The sequence below is a fragment of the Citrobacter sp. T1.2D-1 genome (genome assembly GCF_950098555.1).
GTDB classification, from domain to species: Bacteria; Pseudomonadota; Gammaproteobacteria; order Enterobacterales; family Enterobacteriaceae; genus Citrobacter_A; species Citrobacter_A telavivensis.
On sequence record NZ_CATNHH010000023.1, the window covers coordinates 182,341 to 205,256 of the forward strand.

General features: G+C 48.7%; 24 protein-coding genes. 23 read left to right on the plus strand and 1 reads right to left on the minus strand.

Annotated elements, in window-relative coordinates; all coding sequences use genetic code 11:
* Positions 1-8: 8 nt before the first annotated feature.
* Complete coding sequence (locus tag QQZ17_RS17080) at positions 9-857, minus strand: helix-turn-helix transcriptional regulator (protein WP_060617309.1); 849 nt, start codon at positions 855-857, stop codon at positions 9-11.
* A 148-nt stretch (positions 858-1,005) separates the two neighbouring features.
* Between QQZ17_RS17080 and hemA the strand changes: the two genes are divergently transcribed.
* The 23 genes from hemA (at position 1,006) to QQZ17_RS17195 (ending at position 22,907) form a co-directional block, all read left to right on the plus strand.
* The gene (hemA, locus tag QQZ17_RS17085; RefSeq protein WP_060617308.1) at positions 1,006-2,238 is read left to right on the plus strand and encodes a 5-aminolevulinate synthase; all 1,233 of its coding nucleotides are present in this window, start codon (positions 1,006-1,008) and stop codon (positions 2,236-2,238) included.
* A complete protein-coding gene (locus QQZ17_RS17090) occupies positions 2,238-2,747 on the plus strand; it encodes a GNAT family N-acetyltransferase (protein ID WP_227650175.1) in 510 nt (169 codons plus the stop codon). Before hemA ends, QQZ17_RS17090 begins: the two co-directional genes overlap by 1 nt.
* Positions 2,744-3,814: a Gfo/Idh/MocA family oxidoreductase gene (locus QQZ17_RS17095; RefSeq protein WP_060617307.1), complete on the plus strand. Its 1,071-nt coding sequence runs from the start codon at positions 2,744-2,746 to the stop codon at positions 3,812-3,814. The genes QQZ17_RS17090 and QQZ17_RS17095 overlap by 4 nt, the downstream gene beginning before the upstream one ends.
* Before the next feature lie 24 nt (positions 3,815-3,838).
* The gene (gene asnB / locus QQZ17_RS17100) at positions 3,839-5,692 is read left to right on the plus strand and encodes an asparagine synthase (glutamine-hydrolyzing) (RefSeq protein WP_060617306.1); all 1,854 of its coding nucleotides are present in this window, start codon (positions 3,839-3,841) and stop codon (positions 5,690-5,692) included.
* A 55-nt stretch (positions 5,693-5,747) separates the two neighbouring features.
* Entirely contained in the window at positions 5,748-6,926 is a 1,179-nt protein-coding gene (locus QQZ17_RS17105; protein WP_060617305.1) for an MFS transporter, read from the plus strand.
* A 405-nt stretch (positions 6,927-7,331) separates the two neighbouring features.
* On the plus strand, positions 7,332-8,249 hold the full coding sequence (locus QQZ17_RS17110; protein ID WP_060617304.1) for a hypothetical protein: 918 nt from the start codon (positions 7,332-7,334) through the stop codon (positions 8,247-8,249).
* A gap of 143 nt (positions 8,250-8,392) precedes the next feature.
* On the plus strand, positions 8,393-8,578 hold the full coding sequence (locus QQZ17_RS17115; RefSeq protein WP_044173390.1) for an AlpA family transcriptional regulator: 186 nt from the start codon (positions 8,393-8,395) through the stop codon (positions 8,576-8,578).
* Between the two features lie 25 nt (positions 8,579-8,603).
* A complete protein-coding gene (locus QQZ17_RS17120; RefSeq protein ID WP_060617303.1) occupies positions 8,604-9,191 on the plus strand; it encodes a DUF2857 domain-containing protein in 588 nt (195 codons plus the stop codon).
* Positions 9,181-9,390 carry a TraR/DksA family transcriptional regulator gene (locus tag QQZ17_RS17125; protein ID WP_060617302.1) on the plus strand — a complete coding sequence of 70 codons (210 nt, stop codon included), beginning with the start codon at positions 9,181-9,183 and terminating at the stop codon, positions 9,388-9,390. The genes QQZ17_RS17120 and QQZ17_RS17125 overlap by 11 nt, the downstream gene beginning before the upstream one ends.
* Positions 9,391-9,784: 394 nt before the next feature.
* On the plus strand, positions 9,785-10,003 hold the full coding sequence (locus tag QQZ17_RS17130) for a hypothetical protein (RefSeq protein WP_060617301.1): 219 nt from the start codon (positions 9,785-9,787) through the stop codon (positions 10,001-10,003).
* Between the two features lie 72 nt (positions 10,004-10,075).
* Positions 10,076-10,720: a lytic transglycosylase domain-containing protein gene (locus QQZ17_RS17135; RefSeq protein WP_060617300.1), complete on the plus strand. Its 645-nt coding sequence runs from the start codon at positions 10,076-10,078 to the stop codon at positions 10,718-10,720.
* A complete protein-coding gene (locus QQZ17_RS17140; RefSeq protein ID WP_060617299.1) occupies positions 10,717-10,995 on the plus strand; it encodes a TrbC/VirB2 family protein in 279 nt (92 codons plus the stop codon). Before QQZ17_RS17135 ends, QQZ17_RS17140 begins: the two co-directional genes overlap by 4 nt.
* A gap of 11 nt (positions 10,996-11,006) precedes the next feature.
* Complete coding sequence (locus QQZ17_RS17145; protein WP_060617298.1) at positions 11,007-13,754, plus strand: VirB4 family type IV secretion/conjugal transfer ATPase; 2,748 nt, start codon at positions 11,007-11,009, stop codon at positions 13,752-13,754.
* A gap of 22 nt (positions 13,755-13,776) precedes the next feature.
* A complete protein-coding gene (locus QQZ17_RS17150) occupies positions 13,777-14,505 on the plus strand; it encodes a type IV secretion system protein (RefSeq protein ID WP_060617297.1) in 729 nt (242 codons plus the stop codon).
* Between the two features lie 11 nt (positions 14,506-14,516).
* Entirely contained in the window at positions 14,517-14,792 is a 276-nt protein-coding gene (locus QQZ17_RS17155; protein ID WP_060617296.1) for an EexN family lipoprotein, read from the plus strand.
* 71 nt (positions 14,793-14,863) lie between these two features.
* The gene (locus QQZ17_RS17160) at positions 14,864-15,895 is read left to right on the plus strand and encodes a type IV secretion system protein (RefSeq protein WP_060617295.1); all 1,032 of its coding nucleotides are present in this window, start codon (positions 14,864-14,866) and stop codon (positions 15,893-15,895) included.
* Positions 15,896-15,984: 89 nt separating this feature from the next.
* Entirely contained in the window at positions 15,985-16,125 is a 141-nt protein-coding gene (locus tag QQZ17_RS17165; RefSeq protein WP_060617294.1) for a hypothetical protein, read from the plus strand.
* Positions 16,118-16,801, plus strand: coding sequence for a virB8 family protein (locus QQZ17_RS17170; RefSeq protein WP_112035136.1), 684 nt, complete (start codon positions 16,118-16,120; stop codon positions 16,799-16,801). The genes QQZ17_RS17165 and QQZ17_RS17170 overlap by 8 nt, the downstream gene beginning before the upstream one ends.
* On the plus strand, positions 16,801-17,688 hold the full coding sequence (virB9, locus tag QQZ17_RS17175; RefSeq protein ID WP_152403887.1) for a P-type conjugative transfer protein VirB9: 888 nt from the start codon (positions 16,801-16,803) through the stop codon (positions 17,686-17,688). The genes QQZ17_RS17170 and virB9 overlap by 1 nt, the downstream gene beginning before the upstream one ends.
* A complete protein-coding gene (gene virB10 / locus QQZ17_RS17180) occupies positions 17,685-18,992 on the plus strand; it encodes a VirB10/TraB/TrbI family type IV secretion system protein (protein WP_152403885.1) in 1,308 nt (435 codons plus the stop codon). Before virB9 ends, virB10 begins: the two co-directional genes overlap by 4 nt.
* On the plus strand, positions 18,982-20,001 hold the full coding sequence (gene virB11 / locus QQZ17_RS17185) for a P-type DNA transfer ATPase VirB11 (RefSeq protein ID WP_060617201.1): 1,020 nt from the start codon (positions 18,982-18,984) through the stop codon (positions 19,999-20,001). Before virB10 ends, virB11 begins: the two co-directional genes overlap by 11 nt.
* Positions 20,002-20,045: 44 nt before the next feature.
* Positions 20,046-20,348, plus strand: coding sequence for a TrbM/KikA/MpfK family conjugal transfer protein (locus tag QQZ17_RS17190; protein WP_060617202.1), 303 nt, complete (start codon positions 20,046-20,048; stop codon positions 20,346-20,348).
* A 699-nt stretch (positions 20,349-21,047) separates the two neighbouring features.
* A complete protein-coding gene (locus tag QQZ17_RS17195; protein ID WP_152403883.1) occupies positions 21,048-22,907 on the plus strand; it encodes a type IV secretory system conjugative DNA transfer family protein in 1,860 nt (619 codons plus the stop codon).
* Positions 22,908-22,916 lie beyond the last annotated feature (9 nt).

The following is a 22,916-nucleotide window of genomic DNA, read 5'->3' on the forward strand; positions in this document are numbered from 1 at the left end:
CTAACATTTTAATTAGGGTCTGAGCATATCCATTCCTCAAACTTCAAGCCAGCGTCGCTGCCCTCGGTGATAGCGTAATATACCAGCCTTAAATGTCTATCTTGGTCAATCGTAAGCATCGTATGCTCAAAAGAAACAACTCCTATTTCTTCGACATTCAACTGACGTTTACCATAGTATGGACCATGAATATCCTGCTCGTGCCACCACATCTTGAAGTCCGGATCAATATTTTCAAGATCCCTGATTAGTTCACAAATATCAGGAGCTTGGGTTGCTCTTACAAAGTCCCTTCGAAAATGTGAAATCAGCTGATGGGCTTGTTCTTCCCATGGTTCAAACAACATGCGGGTAGCCTGATCAGCAAAGATCATCCAGAGAAGATTCCTGCGCTCAGGCGCATATTGTGAAAAGTGAAAGACCCGATCAGCAGCTTTATTCCATGCTATTACATCCCAACGTAAATTTATTACGTAGGCTGGACTTGTCTTTAAATTTCCCATTAGTCGATGGATAAGTGGTGGAACAATGCACCAAGTTTTACCTGGCTCAACTGGGGGTCGCTGCTGTGTCAAAAGATAGAGATGGCGGCGTTCAGTTGCATCGAGTTTCAAAACACGTGAAAGATTGTCAAGAAATGCTGCAGAAACGCTAATGTCTCTGCCTTGTTCCAGCCATGTGTACCAAGTCAGCCCTACCCCCGCAAGCGCAGCAACTTCCTCTCTTCGTAAGCCCGGTGTGCGTCTCCTTCCCGTAGATGTCAAACCCACATCGGCAGGCTCCAAACGTTCCCTACGGCTTCGTAAAAACTCAGATAGCTCTTTTCGAGTCCGCTGCATGTTGCGAACTGTTTTCATCGCATCACTCCTAGTAATAGTATAAACAGTTAGATTGTAACCGTAAAAAATCCAGGACACAATGCGCCATAAAGACGCTTAGGCTCCTAATTGTTAAGAGCGTGGCGACTTTGCATCCATGGTGTTTGTAAAATTACAGGGGTGAAAAATGTACCAGAATTTATTGAATGAAAAGCTGAACGACCTTAAATCATCAGGTCAGTATCGTACTTTTGTTACTTTAAATCGTATATGTGGTAGCTACCCCCTGGCTCGTCTTGAAGGAGACGAAACCAGACCTGTCGTAGTATGGTGCAGTAATGATTATCTCGGAATGTCACAACATCCTGTTGTTCGTCAAGCCATGCATGAGGCTATCGATTCCTATGGTGCAGGGTCAGGTGGATCGCGGAATATTGGCGGTACACACGGATTATTTGGAAAACTGGAAAGCAGTCTCGCCGAATGGCATAGTAAAGAAGCAGCTTTAGTTTTTCCTACTGGCTTTAGCTCTAATGACGCAACGTTACAATGCCTGTTGCGACAAATACCTGAGTGCGTTGTGATAAGTGATGAACAGAATCACGCCTCAATAATTAACGGTATACGTTCAACTCAAACAGAACGGCAGATATTTAGACATAATGATGTTGACCATCTAACACAAATTCTTGCTCAGTATCCATTAACACGCCCAAAAGTAGTAATTTTTGAGTCGGTTTACTCAATGGATGGCGACGTCGCGCCTATTGAATCTATTGTCGCAGCAGCTAAAAAATACAATGCTTTAACTTACCTAGATGAAGTACATGCTATAGGCATGTATGGGCCCAATGGTGAGGGTATTGCTGCTGAGGTCGGTGTGGCAGATAAAATCGATATCATACAGGGCACAATGGCCAAAGCAATAGGCGTAATTGGAGGGTATATTACCGGCCGAAAATGGATGATAGATTCTATAAGATCGTTTGCGACAGGATTTATTTTTACTACTTCACTACCACCTGCAATAGCTGCTGGTTGCTTAGCTAGCATTAATTATCTAAAAAAACATCCTAAAGAGCGAGAATTACTCCAGGAACGCACCAAGCTTCTACGTTCAGAACTTGAACGGATGAATATACCGGTTATGTCTTGTTCTACGACTCATATATTACCTGTACTGGTAGGCGATGCGGTCAAATGTAAATCAGCAGCCGAGCGTTTATTGAAAGTACATGGTATTTATTTACAGCCTATAAACTATCCATCTGTTTCTGTTGGAACTGAGCGTTTTAGAGTTAATGCCACACCTAATCATAGCGAAGAGCAGATTAAGGATCTTGCTGAATCATTATCAGAAGTGTTCCAGTATTTTGACATTCCTCTTAAACAGAAAAAATCCTCAGGACAGGCAGCATAATGATGAACATAATTCAAGCTAAAATTAAAGTTCGTGCGGCGCAAGATAAAGATACTAATAACCTTGTAGATCTGCGTTCGATGTTGCTTGATGGGAAGCATAACACAAGCTACACAAGTCGCAACATTCATGAAAGTAATATTTGGAAAAAATCTTATATTAAATGGATAAATGAACAACATGGAAGTAATGGAAACATAAAAATATTCGTCGCTGAGTGTGAGGGTATGCTTGCTGGTTGTGCCACAGGTATCATTGACAACCGCCCTCCTGCTCCAGATTGTATTAATGGAATGTGCGGTTGGGTGCAATCTGTAGTTGTTCTTCCTCAATGGAGAAGACAAGGCGTCGCCTTATGTATTATGAAGAACCTATTAAGTTGGTTTGAAGAAAAAACAGTTTCTAAAGTCGTACTTGAATCAACTTATGAAGCCGAAGGCCTTTATGAAAAGCTAGGGTTCACCGTTAGCCCTGAAAATATCTTCATCTATGAAGGAAACAGATTATGAAAATACTAATTATTGGCCTCGGTTATGCTGGCCAACGTTTTCTTCGCTCTTTCAGTTACTTAGGCAAAGAACTTGGTACCCATATGCACTTCTCATATGTCAGTAGGCATAAGAGAGATGTAGAATTGCCATATTTTGAAAAAGTATCTGAAGCAATGAAAATTATCAGCCCAGATATAATCGTTGTGAGTGTAAATGATCATAGTCATGTTAAAACCCTCAGAGAATTAGAGGGCTTTAATGGGTTCATTATTTGCGAAAAACCTTTAGCTATACCCGATGAAAAGTGGTGCGATTTAACAAAACCGCTTAAAAATATCAAAGGATTTGCACTTAATCTCGTTGAACGTTATTCAGAAACCACTCAGAAACTGCGTGATGAAGTAAAAAATAGAGAATGGGTGCTAGTTAGAGCATCATTCCATTGGGGGAAAGATCGTATTAATGATTATCGACCTACTTGTGGTGTAACCAGTGAAATAATTCATGCACTGGACCTTATAAATCACATATACCCAAAAGACTCCCCTTTAAAATTAGAAACAGCATTGGGTATAAAATCTGATTTCTCAATTTCAGGAGGAGATATACTTGATACTGTCTTACTCACTGCGAAATTGGGTAATGCGCCAGTTGCTGGCTATAGCAGCTTTGTCAATATAGAACGACAACGGAACGTAGACTTTACTTTTATTGACTCTAAGGGAAATTTATATCATTCACGAATCGTTTACGACACTCCTGAATGGGATAGCGACCACCTCAAAATCTGGACACGGGATTCGACTGGTAAAAATATCACTGTGCTGGATTTAAAAACTGAACCACGTATACCCGGCTTGGAGACTGTAGAAAAATTGTCTCAATTCTGCAAAGACGTAGTTTTATACGTTTCAAATAACATTCAACCTCTTCAGCCATTTGCAGATCTTAACACAACATTCGGTTTGCAAGAATTGCTAGATGAAATTAGTCAGAAAGTTTTGGCAACATCACCAGCACGCTATATACGAGGACAAACACGAGTTCTGTTACCACATGATGCTGACTTAGAAAGTCTTGGATAAAAATTTTCTTACTGGAGTGAAATTATGTGTGGAATGACTGGATGGCTTTCCTATAGCCAAAATTTGGAATCTCAGCGGGAAACGCTGCAAAGAATGACAGATACAATGACTCTACGGGGTCCAGATGCAGAGGGTCTATGGATAGACGGACCTGTTGGATTAGGGCATCGTCGGCTATCTGTTATAGATCTTGAAGGAGGACGCCAGCCGATGATGGCCAATTATAGTGGATATCGTGCTGCGGCTGTTATCACATATACTGGTGAAGTATATAATTTTCAAGAATTAAGAGCAGAACTTCAAAGCTTAGGCCACCGTTTTGAAACGCGAAGTGACACGGAAGTAGTCTTACACTCTTACCTTCAGTGGGGTAACGACTTTCCTGAAAAGTTAAATGGTATGTACGCCTTCGCTATATGGGATCGCCTAAAACAGGAACTTTTCCTTGTTCGCGACAGGATGGGTGTAAAGCCTCTTTATTATTTTCAAACAGAAGACGGCATAATTTTTGGCTCGGAGCCAAAGGCTCTTTTAGCTAACTCTCTTGTCCCTCGTAAAGTGGATGCTGATGGTATGAGGGAAATATTAGAGATGGTAAAAACGCCAGGTCAGGCGATATTTTCAGGAATGCGCGAAGTTTTACCTGGGGAGTGTATAAAAGTTTCTCATAGTGGGCTTTCTAAAAGGCGATACTGGAAACTTGAAGCACGTGAACATCGGGATTCCCTTGAGCAGACAATAAAGCATACTCGTGACCTGCTTGAAGACATCGTCGACCGACACATCGTTGCTGATGTGCCATTATGTAGTCTTTTATCAGGTGGGCTTGACTCATCCATAATTACCGCTCTGGCTTCGAAAAAACTCCTTGCTGGTGGAAAGGAAAATATTCGTTCGTTCTCAGTTGATTTTGCCAAACATAGTACAGAATTCGCCGGGGATGGAGTCCGTGGCACTCCAGATGCTCCTTTTGTGCGAGATTTGGTTGAGCAAATTAATTCAAAGCATGGAGAAATTATAATCGATAGTAGTTCTATGGCTGATCCAGAATTGCGTTCAAGGATAGTACATGCTTTGGATTTACCACCCGCGTTTTGGGGCGATATGTGGCCTTCTCTTTATCAACTGTTTCAAAGTATAAGGCAGCATTCAACTGTCGCGCTTTCTGGCGAATCGGCAGATGAAGTATTTGGTGGGTATCGATGGTTCCATGATCCTGAGGCTATAGCGGCTAAAACCTTCCCATGGTTGACCTCCGTCACTGGAAAATATTTTGACGGGAAGACGCTTTTTTCACAGAGCTTATTGAATAAGCTTGAAATGGATGTTTTTTTGCAAGATAGCTATAGACAGGCTCTGACAGAAACTCCAGTGCTGCCAGGAGAAAATGAAACCAACTATCGGATGAGGCAAATGAGCTATGTCAATTTGACCCGATTTGTTCAAACCCTACTGGATCGCAAAGACAGAATGAGTATGGCTGTTGGTCTCGAAGTACGTGTACCTTTTTGCGATCACCGGCTAGTTGAGTATGCTTTTAATATTCCCTGGGAAATGAAGGCGTTTGATGGACGTGAAAAAAGTATTCTAAGGGCTGCGACTAAAGACATCCTGCCGGAAAGTATTTCAAATCGTGTTAAGAGTCCATATCCCTCAACCCAGGATCCTGCTTATGAAAGAGCTTTACGTCAGTCATTAACCACAATTTTAGAGGACTCAAATTCGCCGGTTCTACCCCTATTAGATCATAAACGTATTCAACAGACATTAGAGAAGCCAATCGGCGATCTGTCTCCCATGTATGATCGTATGGGCATTGAGCTTGCCATTGGTTTAAATACATGGCTTAAGGATTATAGCATTTCGCTCTCTTTTTGATTTTCATCGGGGGTAATTATTTACCCCCAATTTAAATACGAAATTAGGAATTTTTATGGCTCTAAATACTCGATCTGCCGTATATCTTATAGCCTTAGGAGCTTTCGCTCTGGGCATGGCTTCATATGTTACTGCCGGGCTGATACCAATGATACAAACATCATTTTCAGTTTCGGCTGCGATAGCAGCCCAACTCGTCACCGCTTTTACTCTTGCTTATGGTCTCGGTTCACCTGTCTTTGTTGCATTATTACCTGCTCATCAACAACGCAGAGGTTTATTATTTGCCCTGGGACTGTTTGTGATAGCTAATGCTGCCAGTGCGTTATCAACTGATTTCACCGTATTGCTTATATTTCGTGCAATTGCGGGAGTAGGGGCTGGTATTTATCTAGCTATGGGTATTGCCGCAGCAGCGGCACTCTCAGAGCCAGACCAAAGAGGAAAGGCCATTTCTGTTATTATGGGAGGTATGGCAAGTGGAACAGTGCTTGGAGTTCCGCTCAGCCTCCTATTAGCAGAACGTTTTGGGTGGGCTATTGCTCTGTGGTTAGTTGCGTTATTAGGAGCCATTTCTTTCATTGGACTAATTACGAAACTCCCGATGCTGCCTAAAGCTCAGACGATATCCCTTAAGCAAAAATTGATGCTTCTTAGTGATATGCATGTTGTCTCAATCCTTTTTGTATCTTTATTAGCCGCAATTGCAAGTCTTGGTATGTATACTTTTATAGCCCCTCTGCTCTCTGATGCAGATTATGGAGCTGTGCATTCCGTAACGCCTTACCTTTGGGTTTGGGGAATTGGGGGGGTGATAGGCAGTTTTTTAATTGGTCCTCTGGTCGATCGCTTTCAGGGGCCCGTGCTGAGTTTTAGTATTATGGTTATTTTAGCTATTTCGTTATTTCTACTATCGCCCTCAGCATCCATGGGCTCATGGTTCGTAATGATACCAATTGCAGTCTGGGGGGCAGTAGGATGGGCATTGCAAGTGCCGCAGAATAACGAATTAATTAAAGCTCGTGAGCTACAGGGCGATGGTAACTTAGCGGTAGCTCTCAATGAGTCAGCCTTATACTTGGGTAGTGCTATTGGTGCCGCAATGGGTGGCATTCTTCTCTTACAGAATTTATCCCCATGGTTGCTTGCCGCCACAGCAGGCGTTGTTGCAGGTCTAGGCGCTTTCATACAGTTTGTAAATATCAAAAAGCATTCAAATCTCAGGCAATCCTGACTTAACGTAATTATACCTATTGATCTTATATAAACACCTGTATGTTATTTTGATCAACACTCATGATATTATATATAAAAGAAAACCGGCCATAGTGCCGGTTTATAATTCCCCGCTGAGCGTCCTATTAAACATTCAACATTTTAGGTCGTTTCAATAAGCGTGATAATTTATATCATTAACCTAGCTCTCGAGGCTAGAATAGATATAGATTTAACAAATCTCTAACTCTGTGATTGAATTGTCAAAATGAGGGCGCTGCTGATAATTGAATAACAAAAGCACAAGGATGTCGATCTTATTAAATTTTATTACTTTCACCGTTTCGATATATACAAGCCCCTACAGATAACACTATCCATTTTGATTATTCCAAAGATATTGTTATATAAAAGGAGCTTCTATATGTCATTGAATAACGCTACTTTAAAATCTCCAAATAAAATGCTGGAATGGGTAACCATACAAGAAGCAGCGACAATAGCTAGTCAAATTATAGATAAAAATTTAACAGTCAGTGATCTTTATCGTCATGCTTTATGTGGTAATATTCACTTATCAATTTATTTCCAATCTCCTATTATTTTAAGAAAAGTTCAAAAAAATAATAATAAAATAAAACTATGCTTAGCCACGGATTCATTTTTAACAAAACTTTGCTTACTAGACGGGATAAACTTCACCAACGGAATAAATTTAATTATTAGCACTAGTGGTAAACATTTTTCCCCAAGGCAAAGAGTTATTGACACAACTTTGATTGGGTACGAATATGTTATTGTCCAATCATTATTAGCCCAATCTCTCAACATACCTTTGCCAATAACAGGAGCTAATAGTATAAACTATGGCTTATCAGTTTCCATATCTGGAGAAATATTTCAGCTATTCGAAAAAACAACATGGGCGACCAGAATGGAAAAGCAAATCAAGAGGTTACCTGATAGTATTAAGTTAAATTCTTATGAATATTTTTTACCACAAAAGGCAGAAAGTCACGGATATTTTCCAATTTATAACTTACCTAAGGATGCCTGTTTAGTAATACGGCACTCAGAACTTGAAAAGCTAATAAAAATATATATTAGAAACAAAAATGTGTCATCATCTTCAACTCGAATATCAACGCCATTATCTCGTATGTTCTGGCTTGCCTGTAAACATAATGAAGCCATAAGCCCCTTAATTCGACATCCCTATAAACTCCTGTCCATTTTTGAGCAGTGGGCCTCAGATGACGGTATTACTGATCGTCTGAGTGGCGATACGCTGAAAAATGCGCTGGAGCGGGGTTCCCCTTCTTCCGCATCCTTGCCTCTCTAACTGGATATTTATCCGTCCCAATACATAACCCGTACTAAGGGGTTACGTGCCCTTAATACGGGTTCATTAGCTTTTCCTCCATCTTCCGCCGTGTTTTTTTATCTACGGGCATACCCGGTTTATTTCCATTACAGGAGAAAACAATGAAAGCACATCAGTTGTTGCGTCTGAAACAGGTTGAAGAAAAAACGGGTCTTAAACGTTCTCAGATTTACCTGTATATGAAAAATGGCGATTTTCCTCGCTCCATTAAAATTGGCCCTGCCAGCGTGGCGTGGCTGGAATCTGAAATTGATGAATGGATCAACCTTAAATTAACCAACCGCTGAAAATATTTAAGGGAGGTACAGAATTATGATCCCGACATTGAATTATGACGTATTAACCGACGTCCTTCATGCTCTGAAAGAAGGCAATATTCGTTACTGTGAGTCCCTCGGATTCACTTTCGACGAAATGAATGCTCTTAATGAGTTATCACTCGATGAACTGTTTGCTGTCAGCCGGGCGGCGGCTCCCTTTGTTTCGGTCAGTGTCCGCCATGATGTTCTGCATCATTTACTGGCGCAGGCCCGACAGGAATACCGGCAACAGCAGCAGATTAACCGGGCTATCCGGCTGGGCGGTTCTATTGCGTTGCTCAACCACTACTTTGGCCTGACGTCTAATGACGTCTGCCTTCGCCGACGGTTGCTGGGTGTCAACGTGCCATATGGACGTACACCTGAGCCGGATGAAGAGACGGATGCCAGGATCTGGCGGCAATGGCAGCAATGCCGGGTGGGCAACCTCGAATCGCCTGACGCACTGATTGCCATGATGCAGGTAACGGAAGCCCTGAAGCCTAAGGTCGAAGGGCTATCACTCACCATGGTCTGGAAACGTATCGCACTGTTCGAACAGGACGCTGCCACTGACAGGAGGACGCCACATGCCGGATGAGATTGACCGCGATCAGGAATTTAATGAACAGCGACTGGATGAGATGATTGCGCAGAATCGATTTAAACCAGGGCCTGCGCCATCATTATTCCACTGTCGTTTATGTGGTAAACCCATTCCAGAAAAGCGACGGCAAGCACTGCCGGGTGTAACCACCTGTACGGAATGTCAGGAAAAACTTGAACGTAGTAGCCGCTGACAGGATAAAAAGGACGTGTAGAGATGTTATATCTCTGCACGTCTTTATTATTCACGGTGAATGTGAATACCACTCTCTCGTGTTTTTTAAATCCTCATTACTCTCACTGCATCTTAAATACTCCGCTATTTTTCTCTCTTCTTTTTGTTTTGAGTTTCTCATTTATATCCCTCGCCAGATATTCGATTCTGAAAACGCCATTACAACATGGTTGCCCTGATGGACGTTAATTCGTCCGGGTCGGGTATTGCTCTTTAACAACATGGATCGGGCTGTCACGTAACCACAATTCAGGGTGCCGCTGAATGTTCTCGCTGACCCGTTAAAACCGGAATGCAGAACCGGAATGTGATTCGTTTATTTCATCCATTGCTGTTTTATTAAAGGAAATTCCATGAGAAAACCCGTTTATCACGTCTTTGTTACCCAGGAAAGCCAGCCCGATGCTCAGGGCGAAAAAAACACGTACTGGACAAAAGTTGGCGTGGCCTTCGCACATAACGGCAAGCCCGGTCTGAATATCGTTTTGATACCCGGTATTGCCGTCTCCGGCAGACTGGTGCTACTTGAACCCAAAGAAGATAGTGACATTTCACAAAATACGGCCGCTTAATCCATTTTCTCTTCTTCTCCCCCGGCGGCGTATTTTTCTATAAGCCGCCGGTCTCTCTGTTACGAGGCCAGCATGCTTTCCACCACTGCCTTTCTGGCACTGGCGGTGCAGTGCGCCGCCAGTATTCACCCGTCCACGTCGCTTGATGTCGCACGGGTCGAATCCGGTTTCCACCCTTACGCCATTGCTGAAATTCTGCCAGGTAGCCGGGGCGTGATTTCACATTTCCCCATGAGCCTGCCGGAGGCGATCCGCCTCACCGGACGGCTGGCTGCACAGGGCAGACGCTATTCGGTCGGCCTGATGCAAATCACCAGCACCAATTTCCGCCATTACGGCGTCACGGCCAGCGACCTGCTTAGCCCTTGCATCAATCTGTCGGTATTTGAGCGCATTCTCGCCGACTGTTACCGGCGCGGTGGCACCCTGAAACGGGCACTCAGTTGTTACTACTCCGGCAACTTTGAAACCGGCCAGCGACCGGAATCCGCCTTTAACCAGACCAGCTACGTGCAGCGCATTGGCTATCCTGTCCCGTCCACGCGGGAAGACCGACAGCGTGACCCTGACCGGAACGCGCAACCGCCTGTCCGTTATCCCGCCGTTGTGCTGCGCGGCGAGCCTGCCGGTGCCACTGCGGCGGTCCTGACTTCCCTGCATTATCCCGATGCCGTCATTCGCGGCGCTATCCCTGTTATCCCTGATGAGGAGAAATGATCATGCGTAAACGCCGTTACTCTGGTGTCGCTCCCGTCCTGCTGTCTGCCCCGGTACTGGCGGCGGACAGCGGATTTAACAAGGCCAATGAGACACTGAGCAATACCTCGACCGGCCTGCTTGGACTGGCCGCCGTCACCATCACACTGGCGACCATGTGGATAGGTTATAAGGTGCTGTTCGACGGCAAGAGCCTGCACGATATGCGTAACGTCATCATCGGCGCGATCCTGATTGTCGGCGCATCCGGCTTCGGTGCCTACTGGGCGTCATAAGGGAGGCAACGATGGCTACGCTGAATAAAGCGCTTACGCGGCCTGCCGCCATTATGGGTATTCCTCTGGTGCCGTTCGTTCTCGTCAGCGGGGCCATCGTCCTGCTGGCGGTCTATGTCAGCTATTACCTGGCGGTTCTGCTCATTCCTGCCTGGGCGGAAATGAAAAATAAAACCCGAAAGGAGATTCATTATTTCAGTCTGCTCTGGCTGGCGTTTAAAACCCGTGGACGACTTTTCACCAATACCCATTTTGGCGCGAATGCCCTTCTGGCAAACCAGTACGATAACGTTGATGTCTCGGAGTTTATTCAGAAGATGAAATTAAACGAGCGCGTTACGCTGGATAAATACATTCCTTATTCCTCCCATATTCACCCTTACGTCATCAGAAATCGTCACCGTGATTTGGTTGCCACCTGGGAGCTGGGCGGCACAGTCTTTGAATGTGAAGACGAACATCACCTGACCCTGATGGCCACGCATCTGAATAACATTATCCGTTCGTATGAAGGTCTGCCGGTAACATTCTATATTCACCGGCTCCGTGAAAAATATCATGATGCCTTTGAGGCGAATTCCGGCATTCCCTTTTCCGATGAGGTAACACGTCGGTATTACCAGTCGGTAAAAGAAAAACCGTTCTGGCGGCACCGGCTGTTTTTTACCGTCTGCTACGCGCCGTTCTCTGCGATTGAGAAGAGAACCATGAAGGCGCAGTCGCCCGGTAAACGCCAGCCAGCACTGGATGAGGCGCTCAAAATCATGCTGGAATACCGCGAAGCACTCGAATCCTCATTATCCCGCTATACGGCAACGCCGCTGGGGATATATGAAGAAAATGGACGGGTGTACTCCTCACAACTGGCGTTCTTCCATCGTCTGCTTACCGGTCGATGGCAGAAGGTTGCCGTAACGCACTCACCATTTTATGAAACGCTCAGTACGCCAGACGTCTTTTTTACCACCGACACCGGCGAATGCCAGACGGTCAGCGGTTCACGCTTCTTTCGCAGTCTGGAGATTAAGGATTATTCCCCGGAAACCCATACCGGTATGCTGGATGCGCTGCTGTACGCTGAAAGCGAGTATATTCTGACGCAGTCCTTTACCTGTATGGCACGGGATGAGGCGCAGAATCATATCCGGCTGGCGGAAAAACGGCTTAACTCCACGGACGATGATGCGATTTCCCAGCGCGAAGAGCTGTTTGTCCTGCGCGACCTGCTCCAGTCCGGACATGTGTCGTGCGGTAAATTCCACTTTTCCCTGCAGATCTCCTCAGACAGTGCCGGACAGGTGGTGAAGGACACTAACGTTCTGGCCCAGCCCTTCGCCGATCTTGGTATTATGACGACGCTCTCCACCCTGTCACTGCCCGCCGCATATCTGGCGCAACTGCCGGGAGTCTATACGCTGCGTCCCCGACTGGTGGCCGTCAGCAGCCAGAATTTTGCCGATATGGCCTGCCTGCATAACTTCCATCCCCACAAACGCAGCGGTAATCCGTGGGGGGAAGCCATCGCCATCCTCACATCTCCCGGCGGTGGCGGGTATTACCTGAACCTGCACGACAGCCAGGCCGGGCGGGATGACACTGGAGAGAAAACGCCGGGGAATACGGCAATTATCGGGAAAACCGGCTCAGGAAAAACCCTGCTGATGACCGTCATGCAACAACTGATGCAGAAGTACCGTAACCCGGCGACGTTTGCCCCTTCTGCCACCATCAAACGGCTGACCACAGTGTATTTCGATAAGGACCGGGCGGCGGAGATGGCGATCCGCCAGGCGGGCGGGCGTTATTTCCGCATCCGTACCGGCGAGCCCACTGGCTTCAACCCGTTTGCGCTGGAGCCAACCCGCCGGAACATCAGTTTCATCAAACGGCTGGTGCGCATGCTGTGCCGCCGCAACGGTAAGCCGCTCGATCCGCGCGATGAGGAGCGGATCAGTGCCGCCGTGGACACCATCATGCTGGACTATCCGCCGGAGTACCGCCGGTTCGGGATCACCCGGCTGCTGGAAGTGCTGCCAGAGCCGCCGACCACAGACGCCCGCACCAACGGGCTGCGTATTCGCCTGAAACAGTGGGCGCAGGGGGGCGAGTTCGGCTGGGTGTTTGATAACGAGGCCGATACATTCACCATCAGCGATGTCGATAACTTTGGTATCGACGGCACCGAATTTCTGGATGATGACGATATTCGCGGCCCCGTGACCTTTTACCTGCTGTACCGTGTGACCAGTCTTCTGGACGGTCGCCGCCTGGTGATGTTTATGGATGAGTTCTGGCGCTGGCTGGCCGATGTCGAATTTTCCCGCTTCTCGCTCAATATGCTGAAAGTCATCCGCAAGCTGAACGGTATCTTCATCCCGGCAACACAGTCACCGGATGAAATCGTCAGACACCCCATCGCCCCGGCGATTATTGAGCAGTGCGGCACCCAGATTTTCCTCGCCAATCCGAAAGCCAGCCATGCGGATTACGTGGAGAAAATGAAAGTGCCGGAAAGTGTTTATGACACGGTCAGGAACCTGGATCCGGGTGAGCATTATATGGTCATCCTGAAAACCCCGCTGCGGGCCGGGGAAACCCGCCCGTTTGTGGCGATGGCAAAAATGGATCTGTCCGGGCTGGGTAAACTCACCCGGCTTCTCAGCGGCAGTGAGGACAACCTGAAAATATTTGATGCCATTTATCAGGACGGTATGCGACCTGATGAATGGAAAGACGCTTTCCTTGAGCGGGCCATCTGACAGTAGACTGGAGGTAATATTAATGCGTACCCGGGATCACCTTCTGGCATTATCGTTATTTATCTCGACGCAGGCGTTCAGCGCCGGAATACCGGTTTTCGACGCCGTGCAGAATACCGAATCCATTAACCAGTGGATGCAGAAATTACAGCAATGGGAAGATACGGTTACCCATTATAAAAGTGAACTTGATGCATATAAGAAGCAACTGGCTACCGCAACCGGCGTGCGGGATATTCAGGGTTTTCTCAGTGATGCCCGAAGCCTGAAAACCGATATTGATAATCTCCGTAAGAGCGGTATTTCACTGGATGATCTGCTGACCACGCAAAACAGTTCATATTCTTCTGAACTGCAAAACCTTTACAATAAATACAAATCGTTCAGCGTATGCAGCGAGGAACAGGAAGGAATAAAATCTCAGGCCCTGGCCGACAGTTGTAAACAGATGATCATCAATCAGGCAATGGCGATTGAGAATACCACTGACGTTGAAAACAGGATTAACAGCACACTCAGCGACATATCAGACTTATCTGACCGTATATCGAATGCGCAGGACTCGAAAGAGTCTCAGGATCTGGCTAACGCCATCGCGGCGAAAAGCGTACAGTTAAATGCGCTGACGAATCAGTGGGAGATGTCTGTCAGACAGGCTGAACAGCGAACGACATTGCTGGAACAGCAAAGACAGAAAGCCTTTGAACAGCAGCAGCTAACGGCACCTGTTGCTGACCTTAATAATTTATAAGGAGGTTATCCGTGCTCAGATCCTTATTCACCTCATGCACACTCTCAGGCATGATATTACTGTCCGGCTGCAGGGAAACCAAATCCGAAGCCTGGTATAAGCAGCATCCTGACGAAACTTATGCAGTTTATACACAATGCCTGGAGGATGGCGAGGCAAGCGATAACTGCGAATTTGCTCAACGGGCTGCCATTATGTTCGCTCAAATTGGCAAGCCCGGAATAAAAGAAAAATTTGAGACACTCTTTCAGCAGGAAGCCGAAAAGAGAAAATCCGTCACCCGGTAATATCTTCTCCAGCAAAACAGGGAATTCTCCCTGTTTTTTATTTCCTTTATTTATATATCAGGTGAGGCACCATGTCCGGAGGTATTTTTGTTGGTATGGACAAAAACATCATGGATGGACTTAATGCCGTTCTGGAAGGTCAGTCTTCCACTTACGGCTCGATGATCAGCGTCATCATCGTCAGCTCTTTTACCTTATTTATACTGTTTCGCGGTTATCAGACACTGGCTAGCAAACTCCGGACCCCGGTTGAAGATGTTGTCTGGGATGTGGGGCGAATGTTGCTGATCACCACCTTTGCGTTAAACAGGGATAGCTGGCTGGATATGGCGGTAGCGGCTATCCAGGCACTCAAAGACGGTGTCAGCGGCGATGATAACGTCTGGGCGCTACTTGATACCGTCTGGGAAAAGGCACAGACACTGGGGCAGACGCTGTTCAGTATGGACACTTCGACTTACGTCAAACTGAATGGTGGCTTTGCCGAAGTGCTGGTATGGGGCGGCGCGATCGTTCTGCTGATGGCAGCCACCTTTGTCAACCTGCTCGCTGAAATTACCATCCTGTTAATGACGACCACCGCGCCGCTCTTTATTTTCTGCCTGCTGTACGGTTTTCTTAAGCCGATGTTTGATAACTGGCTGAAAACGATTTTCGCGGCAATATTAACGATCATGTTTTCCGCCTTATCCATCCGTATCGCCATCAATTACCTGAATAAAATCCTTGATGCAGCGACCCGGACTTCCAATGTCAGCAACATGGTGACGCTGGCGGCACAGTGCCTGCTGGCCGGGATAGCGGCAGGTGTGGTGGTCTGGTTCTCCGCGAAGCTCGCCAGCGCACTCAGCGGGGCCGCCGTACAGGCGGTGCTGCAGGGTGCAGCCATGAGTGGCCTGAGCGGAATGGCGAACAAATCTGCAAGCCTTGCCGGTCCGGGAGTAAAGGGAGGTGCCCGCCTGGCTGCGAAAGGCGGCATGGCCGTCCCCGCGGCGACCGGCAGGCTCACTGGCGCAGGCGCGGGTAAAACCGTGAACGCCTGGCAGAAACGCGCCGCCGCCATCGAAAGCATGAAACGCCTGAACCGGCAACGTCACCGTTAATCCTTCCTGCCGTTAATTTCCTTTCCCCGTCACGCCGTGGCCTGCGCCACCGGTGCGGCATTCCTGCATCCATACGATAAGGGGCTTCCATGAAATTCAGCATCTTCCTTCTGATGCTGTGCGCGCTCACGGGCTGCGCACGGCATCAGGGCGACCTCCCGCCGGTATCCGGCGAACCCGAGCCGGTGAATTCCCCCACCATCATTCAGGAGCTGACTCACCATGTCTGATATTCAGAACATTGTTAATGTTTCCCGCTCTTTTGAATCCATCCTGCTGGAAAAAGAAGAGCGTTCCCGAAAAACCGCCTGGCGGGTGGCCGCTGCCGGACTGATTCTGGCTGCAATGGCGATTGCGGCCATTATTATTCTGCTGCCGCTGAAAACCACCGAAACTGAATTATGGTCAGTGGATAAACAGACCGGTCGCTATGAATATATGACCCGCGTGAAAGAGCGGGATATTTCGTCTGAAAAGGCGCTGGCGCATTCACTGGCAGCACACTATGTCAGACTCCGCGAGGGATATAATTATTTCTCCCTTCAGCGTGATTATGACGACGTGCAGTTATTTAACAGCGACAGCGTGAACCGGGACTATCTGGACGGGTTTAACGGCGACCAGGCACCGGACGTGATTTTTAACAAGGCGGAATATGTTGTTGATATCGCCATTATTTCCAATGTGCATGCGCCTGCCACCGGGCCGGATAATCTGGCAACCATGCGTATCAAGCGCACAATTCGTCGTATTGCTGATAATTCCGTGAAAACGGATGTCTGGAATATCCGCCTCACATACCGCTACGTCCCGCACCGCCAACTTACCGACAGCCAGCGCGAAGTGAACCCACTGGGCTTTATCGTCACCAGCTACCAGCGCGATAAAGAGCTGAGGGGGGAATAATGCTGAAACATACCCTGCTCCTCTCTTGCTTAATGGTGTCATGCGTGGCATGGAGCGCGGCGACACCACGCGGCAGCGCGTATGACAGCCGGATGCAGAACGTCACGTACAACAGCCAGAACGCCACGGTCGTCAGTACCCGCCCCGGTTACGTCACCATGCTGGTGTTTGATGACAATGAAACCGTTATCGATGCGCAGGCGGGTTTTCCCAGAGGCTGGACTGTGACGAAAAGCGACAACCGGGTGGGCGTCAGCCCGAACCCGATTACCCAGCCGGTCACGGACGCCAGCGGCAACAACGTCAGCCAAGTGTTTCTGCCGACGGCAAAAGACTGGAAAACCAACCTGTTCGTGGTGACCTCGAAGCGTGATTACAGCCTGGAGCTGAACGTGCTGGACCGCGACTCGCCCGCTCAGGCATTTGTTATCCGCTACCGCTATCCCGATGAGCAGAGGAAAAAGTCAGCCGCCGCCAGCGCCACCTGCCAGCAACATCAGCAGGAAACACTGGACCGGCAGCGGATGGCGGCGGCATTCGGGCAGACCACCACGCCGCGCAACTGGCGCTATACAAAACGGGTGGCCGCCGGTTCCGCCTCCATCGCCCCTGACTTTGCCTGGGATGACGGCCGTTTTGCGTATATCGGCTTTTCTCCCACGAAAACCCTGCCTTCCGTCTTCCGGGTGGTGAACGGCCAGGAGCAGGCCGTCACGCCCCGGACGTTTCAACAGGGCAATTACACCGTGATGGCGGTTCCGGCATCGCCGCAACTGGTACTGCGCTACGGCACCTCGGTGGTGGGCGTCGAAAACGCCGGATTCGGGCACATCCCGGTAAGCCGCAGCGACACCGTTTCACCGTCCGTTACGCTGGAGGCAAAATGACTGACAGACCTTTCCCGGACGAACCGGAAAAAACCACCGCAGAACGGGAAGCAGAAGCCCGTGAACGCGCCCGCGCGGCAATGGCATATCAGGAGCCGGAGCAGAAAACGCCGTCTGGTCAGCCGGAAGTGACCCGTTTCCGTAAGACGTCCGGTCGCCGCACGCTGATCGTCAGCCTGCTGAGTCTGGTCCTGGTCATCGCGCTGGCATCCGGTGGCGATCGTCTTCTCAGCGCCCTGAAAAGGGGTGATGAGAAAGAATCTGACACCGCGCCGCCGCCCGCCTCCGGGGCGGTGCAGCAGGAGCGTAAGAATCTGGGCATGGACAGTAACCCGTTTGGCCTGTTCGGGCCAGGGAGGCAGGAAAGCGCAGGCCCTGCCAGTCAGAGCGCCCCTGCCACTCCAGCTCTGCCGCCAGGGCCGCCCGCCCTGAACAAGGCGGCAGCGCTGGCAGACGGGCTGAACAGCGGCAGCACAGGGTCAGGCGACGATACACGCACGTCCCGAAGCGGATCGCGCAGCAACGCGGGTACGTCGGGCAGCCCGTCAGCCTCCACGGCGTACACATCCTGTCAGTCTGTACTGGTCAGTGGCGAAGATGGACGTCTGCGCTGCCCGGATACGACAGCACCGGCAGACAGCAATAACAACGACAATCTAGGCGTTGCCCGCATCACCGGTGTCAGGCGGCTGGGCCTTAATCCCGATCTCTATATCCCGGTGGATCGCTATATTCCGTGTTCGATGATGCGGCGCTTCGTATCCGATGTTGGCGGTCATATCTCCTGCCTGATTGGTGAGGATGTCTGGAGCGCCAGTAATCATGTGAAGCTGATCCCGGCAGGAACAGTCGCCCGTGGTATCTACCGCACCGGCGCACTGCAACACGGTCGCAGCCGGATGTTTGTGCTGTGGACGGAGCTGCGCACGCCGGAACCCGGCAGCCTGCAAATCCCGCTCACCGATACGCAGGCCACCGGCCCACTCGGTGAGGCGGGGATCGCGGGCTGGATCGACAGCCATTTCTGGGAGCGTTTCGGCAACGCCCTGATGCTGAGTACGGTGCAGGACGTGGCGGCAGCGGCATCAGATGCCGCGCCGGGTAAAGACCGCAATACCGACTATACCGAAAACACCCGCGCCGCCACGGCGGAAATGGCGAAAACGACGCTGGAAAACAGCATCAGTATCCCGCCCACCATGTACCTGAACCAGGGCGATGTGATCGGCATCATGACCGGCACGGATATTGATTTTTCCTCTGTTTATCAACTACGGCTGAAAAAGAAATGGTATGAGCGCTGAAAACCTGTCACTGGATTTTATGAAAAACCGGCTGTTTGGTGATTTTCTCGCTCAGGATGGCCTGACGGAAATTGCTGTTAACCGGCCGGGTGAACTGCATACGAAAATCCGGGGGAACTGGCAAAAACAGACATCCCCCATCACGTTGCGTCAGTGTCATGCTTTTGCCAGAGCGCTGGCGTCCTGGCATGACGATAATATTGACGATACATCACCCATCCTTTCTGCAACATTAGGATCCGGCGAACGTATTCAGGCGATTATTCCCCCGGCCTGTGAACGTAATACGGTGTCCATTACGCTGCGCAAACCCTCGTTTGAGCAGAAAACACATCAGTCATGGATTGATGCGGGATTTTATCAGCGCGTGGCCGGTCAGGAAAAAAAGGAAAGTCAGGATAATGCACTGATCCGGTTATATCACAGCGGGGATACTCCCCGCTTTATGGAAAAGGCGGTGGAATACGGCAAAACGATATTTATCGTGGGTGAAACCGGCTCCGGCAAAACCACCTATATGAAAACGCTGCTGCATTATATTCCGCTGCATCTCCGGTTGATAACGATTGAGGATAATCCCGAAATCCGTTTTTATCACCACGGCAATTATGTTCATCTTTTTTACCTGGCGGATGCCGGGGATAACGCCATTGTCACACCAGGCAGGCTGATCCGTGCTAATTATCGTATGAACCCTGACCGGATATTACTGGCGGAAATTCGTGGGCGGGAAGCGTGGGACGCGCTGAAAATTATTGGTTCCGGACATGAGGGGTTAATCACCTCCCTGCATGCGGGCAGCCCGGAAGAATGCATCGAAGGGATCATTGACCGCTGCTATGAAAACCCGGACTGCCGGAACATTCCTTTTGATGTACTGTTACGCAAGGTACTTAAAAGCATTGATGTCATCGTCAGTATTGATATATACGGCGATGTGCGCCGGATGCGTAATATTTACTTTAAGCCAGTTCATTTAAATAGCATGAAAGAGGCATTCATAAAATAACCCCCCAAACACGTAACCTTTCATTAATCATAATGGTGAATAAAATGAACAAAGCAATATCCTCCGCATTATTGTTTTGCGTTATGGCGTCATGTTCAACAACTGTACTGGCTGCTGATGCCTGCGAGGTGGTGTTATGTATGTACGGTAAAGCAACCGGGAATGGCGGCAGCAGTGAATGTCACACCGCTGAACGGGCATTCTTTAATATCGTAAAAAAGAACAGGCATGGTTTTCTGCCTGACCATACAGCTGATGCCAGACAATCATTTTTAAGTGAATGTGATTCGGCAGACCCTGCGGCTATCGGTCAGATCATCAGTAAATATGGTCGCGTTCGTGGTTAATACTGGCGAGACGGGCACAGAGCATGACGGTTTTCAGGTTTTTACGGCTTCTGTTTTTCGCAGATAAAGAAGCGAAGAAACAGGGGCCGTAAAAATGAGGCAGCGGACAGAAATATTTTCGCGGGTTAAGGAGCGAAAATAATTCAGGCACCGCGCCTAACCTGCAAACAGCCGCGCCCACGCGGATTTTGCAGGCCGGGGGGAGCCGGATAAATTTCGCCGCCCCAGCGAGCGAAAAGCTGTCGCCCACGACAGCGGTTTACCCGGGGGGCACAGCCCCGCACACCGTCGCTGCTAAGTCTCCGGCCAAAAGCCGGTAGCGTGGCGCGACCAACCCCTTTAAAGGTCAGCTTCCCTTTTATTCACTCTGCGAGGAACGAGCAAAGGGAATAAAAAGGCGAAAGCGACCGTCTTAAAGGGGTTGGTCGCGCGTAGCGGGCGACGGTGTGCCGCCTTTGACGTTGGGGGTTTTGGTGCGGCGTCCAGCCGCGACATTACCCCCATGCAACAGGCAATAAGGGCGTCCAGCCCGCATGAACTGGCGCACGCCGTTTCGTACCGGGAAGCATGCTTTCCGGCACATGGCCGCACAGCGGCCACCTTCTTTACCCCATACGCTCGCCCCGCCTTTTCGCCCGACACCGTGGGGCGAATTGACGGGGCGATGTCATGGGGCGAATCGCTGACGAAGGAGGCACGATGATTTTAAATAAGCTTGCCGCTTCACTGTCGCCGATAGTGAACGGGATGCTGGCGCTGCTGGCTTTTGTGCAACAGCAACAACTGATGCTGGCGTTATTAGCGGGGCTGACGATGCCGTTTTTTACATCAATGAAAAGCGATGAACGGCAGAAAGCGCCGCTCTGGAAAAAGCTGATTATTGCTTTTTCCCTGCTGTGTTTTCTCTCCGGCACACTGGCTCCGGTCGTTATCGGATCCTTTCAGTGGCTGTATAAGATCAGACCCACCAGTGATAATACGGTACTGGCGTGGTCAGTACGGATTGCTTTCACTGTAACCGGGATTATTTTTCATATTATGCTTCGCCGGATATTCACACCGGAACTGGACAAAATAAAGAAACGCCTTGTTAAAAAGACCACCCTTGAACGGGAATTGCGCACCGATGTCCGCACCGTAAAGTCCCTGCTGCCGGAAACACTGCATTATAACCCGCTGGATTATATCGACCTGAAGAAAGGCATTTTTACCGGCATGGGCAGGGAAAATGAACCAATGTATCTCCCGTTAAAAGACTGGCAGAAACAACACGCGGATATTATCGGCACCACAGGGGCCGGTAAAGGGGTAGCCGCCGGCATATTACTTTATCAAAGTATTCTGGCCGGTGAAGGTGTTTTTGTTATGGACCCCAAAGACGATGAATGGGCACCGCATCTTTACCGCAAAGCCTGCGAGGATGCAGGCAAGCCTTTTGCCTTAATTGACCTGCGAAAACAGCAATACCAGTTAAATCTGATTGAAGATATCACGCCCGATGAGCTGGAAGAATTGTTTGTTGCAGGTTTCAGCCTGGCAGAAAAAGGGCAGGAATCTGATTTTTATCGCATTGATGACCGAAAAGCCGCCCGTATAGCCGCACAATTAGTCAGCGATAATCCATCGACAACAATCCGGGATGTTTATAACGGTGATTACGTTCAGAGTATTGCCGAAAAGATCAAAGCCTTTTTCGGAAAAATTGAGGAACTGGCATTACTCAATGCCATTAACTCACCAGAAGGCTTTTCGCTTAAGCACATATTTGATGAGGGCGGCTGCTGTTATGTTCTCGGCTCCATGCGAAACAGCAAAATTATTACCGCCCAGCGCATGCTACTGGTTCGCCTTTACCAACTGGCAGAAAAGCGCGATCGAGTAATAGACGTCCCCCGCCCCATTGCTGTTTATCTTTCCGAACTGAAATACCATTTATCCAGGTCAGCACTGGAGGGATTAGGAGCAGCGCGTGATAAAGGCGTGCATATTATTATGGACCACCAGTCCATTGCCGATTTAAAAGACTGCCCGGCAGATTTGAAAGGTGACGCCGTTGTCGGTGCGGTCGTTGAAAATGCCAAATTCAAACTGGTTTACCGGGTTATGGACCCGGATACAGCGGAATGGGTAGCGAGAATGTCAGGCACTATTCTGGTGGATGACGAACTCCGTAAGGCTAAAACAGATAATATGCTCACGGAGACCATCGACAGTGAGCGCACAATCCGCCAGGCTGAACGTTTCTTTATTGACAGCAATATGATCCTGAACCTACCCGATTTTGTCAGCTTTATCTTTACGACAAAAACGCTACCTTCTGCTTCACTGATCTCGCCGATAAAGGTCAGAAAGCGCCAGCTAAAAACTTTTTCGGTTTCCCCTGATATTGCCGCAACGGTAGCCCCCGTGAAGATCATGCTGGATTTTTGCGAGGATGATAAACCCGCCATGTCGGATGTGATGACAACACACCCGGCTCTTTTCTTCGACGAAAGCGAAGTCAAACCGGTAAAGCCGAAACCTGATGATGAAGAACACCTGTCCCCGCTGGATTTTTAAGGAGCGCTT

What these genes read in the sequence shown, in the direction of transcription:
- QQZ17_RS17080 (WP_060617309.1), bottom strand. Translation starts at nt 857, where the DNA reads ATGAAAACAGTTCGCAACATGCAGCGGACTCGAAAAGAGCTATCTGAG.
- hemA (WP_060617308.1), top strand. Translation starts at nt 1,006, where the DNA reads ATGTACCAGAATTTATTGAATGAAAAGCTGAACGACCTTAAATCATCA.
- QQZ17_RS17090 (WP_227650175.1), top strand. Translation starts at nt 2,238, where the DNA reads ATGATGAACATAATTCAAGCTAAAATTAAAGTTCGTGCGGCGCAAGAT.
- QQZ17_RS17095 (WP_060617307.1), top strand. Translation starts at nt 2,744, where the DNA reads ATGAAAATACTAATTATTGGCCTCGGTTATGCTGGCCAACGTTTTCTT.
- asnB (WP_060617306.1), top strand. Translation starts at nt 3,839, where the DNA reads ATGTGTGGAATGACTGGATGGCTTTCCTATAGCCAAAATTTGGAATCT.
- QQZ17_RS17105 (WP_060617305.1), top strand. Translation starts at nt 5,748, where the DNA reads ATGGCTCTAAATACTCGATCTGCCGTATATCTTATAGCCTTAGGAGCT.
- QQZ17_RS17110 (WP_060617304.1), top strand. Translation starts at nt 7,332, where the DNA reads ATGTCATTGAATAACGCTACTTTAAAATCTCCAAATAAAATGCTGGAA.
- QQZ17_RS17115 (WP_044173390.1), top strand. Translation starts at nt 8,393, where the DNA reads ATGAAAGCACATCAGTTGTTGCGTCTGAAACAGGTTGAAGAAAAAACG.
- QQZ17_RS17120 (WP_060617303.1), top strand. Translation starts at nt 8,604, where the DNA reads ATGATCCCGACATTGAATTATGACGTATTAACCGACGTCCTTCATGCT.
- QQZ17_RS17125 (WP_060617302.1), top strand. Translation starts at nt 9,181, where the DNA reads ATGCCGGATGAGATTGACCGCGATCAGGAATTTAATGAACAGCGACTG.
- QQZ17_RS17130 (WP_060617301.1), top strand. Translation starts at nt 9,785, where the DNA reads ATGAGAAAACCCGTTTATCACGTCTTTGTTACCCAGGAAAGCCAGCCC.
- QQZ17_RS17135 (WP_060617300.1), top strand. Translation starts at nt 10,076, where the DNA reads ATGCTTTCCACCACTGCCTTTCTGGCACTGGCGGTGCAGTGCGCCGCC.
- QQZ17_RS17140 (WP_060617299.1), top strand. Translation starts at nt 10,717, where the DNA reads ATGATCATGCGTAAACGCCGTTACTCTGGTGTCGCTCCCGTCCTGCTG.
- QQZ17_RS17145 (WP_060617298.1), top strand. Translation starts at nt 11,007, where the DNA reads ATGGCTACGCTGAATAAAGCGCTTACGCGGCCTGCCGCCATTATGGGT.
- QQZ17_RS17150 (WP_060617297.1), top strand. Translation starts at nt 13,777, where the DNA reads ATGCGTACCCGGGATCACCTTCTGGCATTATCGTTATTTATCTCGACG.
- QQZ17_RS17160 (WP_060617295.1), top strand. Translation starts at nt 14,864, where the DNA reads ATGTCCGGAGGTATTTTTGTTGGTATGGACAAAAACATCATGGATGGA.
- QQZ17_RS17165 (WP_060617294.1), top strand. Translation starts at nt 15,985, where the DNA reads ATGAAATTCAGCATCTTCCTTCTGATGCTGTGCGCGCTCACGGGCTGC.
- QQZ17_RS17170 (WP_112035136.1), top strand. Translation starts at nt 16,118, where the DNA reads ATGTCTGATATTCAGAACATTGTTAATGTTTCCCGCTCTTTTGAATCC.
- virB9 (WP_152403887.1), top strand. Translation starts at nt 16,801, where the DNA reads ATGCTGAAACATACCCTGCTCCTCTCTTGCTTAATGGTGTCATGCGTG.
- virB10 (WP_152403885.1), top strand. Translation starts at nt 17,685, where the DNA reads ATGACTGACAGACCTTTCCCGGACGAACCGGAAAAAACCACCGCAGAA.
- virB11 (WP_060617201.1), top strand. Translation starts at nt 18,982, where the DNA reads ATGAGCGCTGAAAACCTGTCACTGGATTTTATGAAAAACCGGCTGTTT.
- QQZ17_RS17190 (WP_060617202.1), top strand. Translation starts at nt 20,046, where the DNA reads ATGAACAAAGCAATATCCTCCGCATTATTGTTTTGCGTTATGGCGTCA.
- QQZ17_RS17195 (WP_152403883.1), top strand. Translation starts at nt 21,048, where the DNA reads ATGATTTTAAATAAGCTTGCCGCTTCACTGTCGCCGATAGTGAACGGG.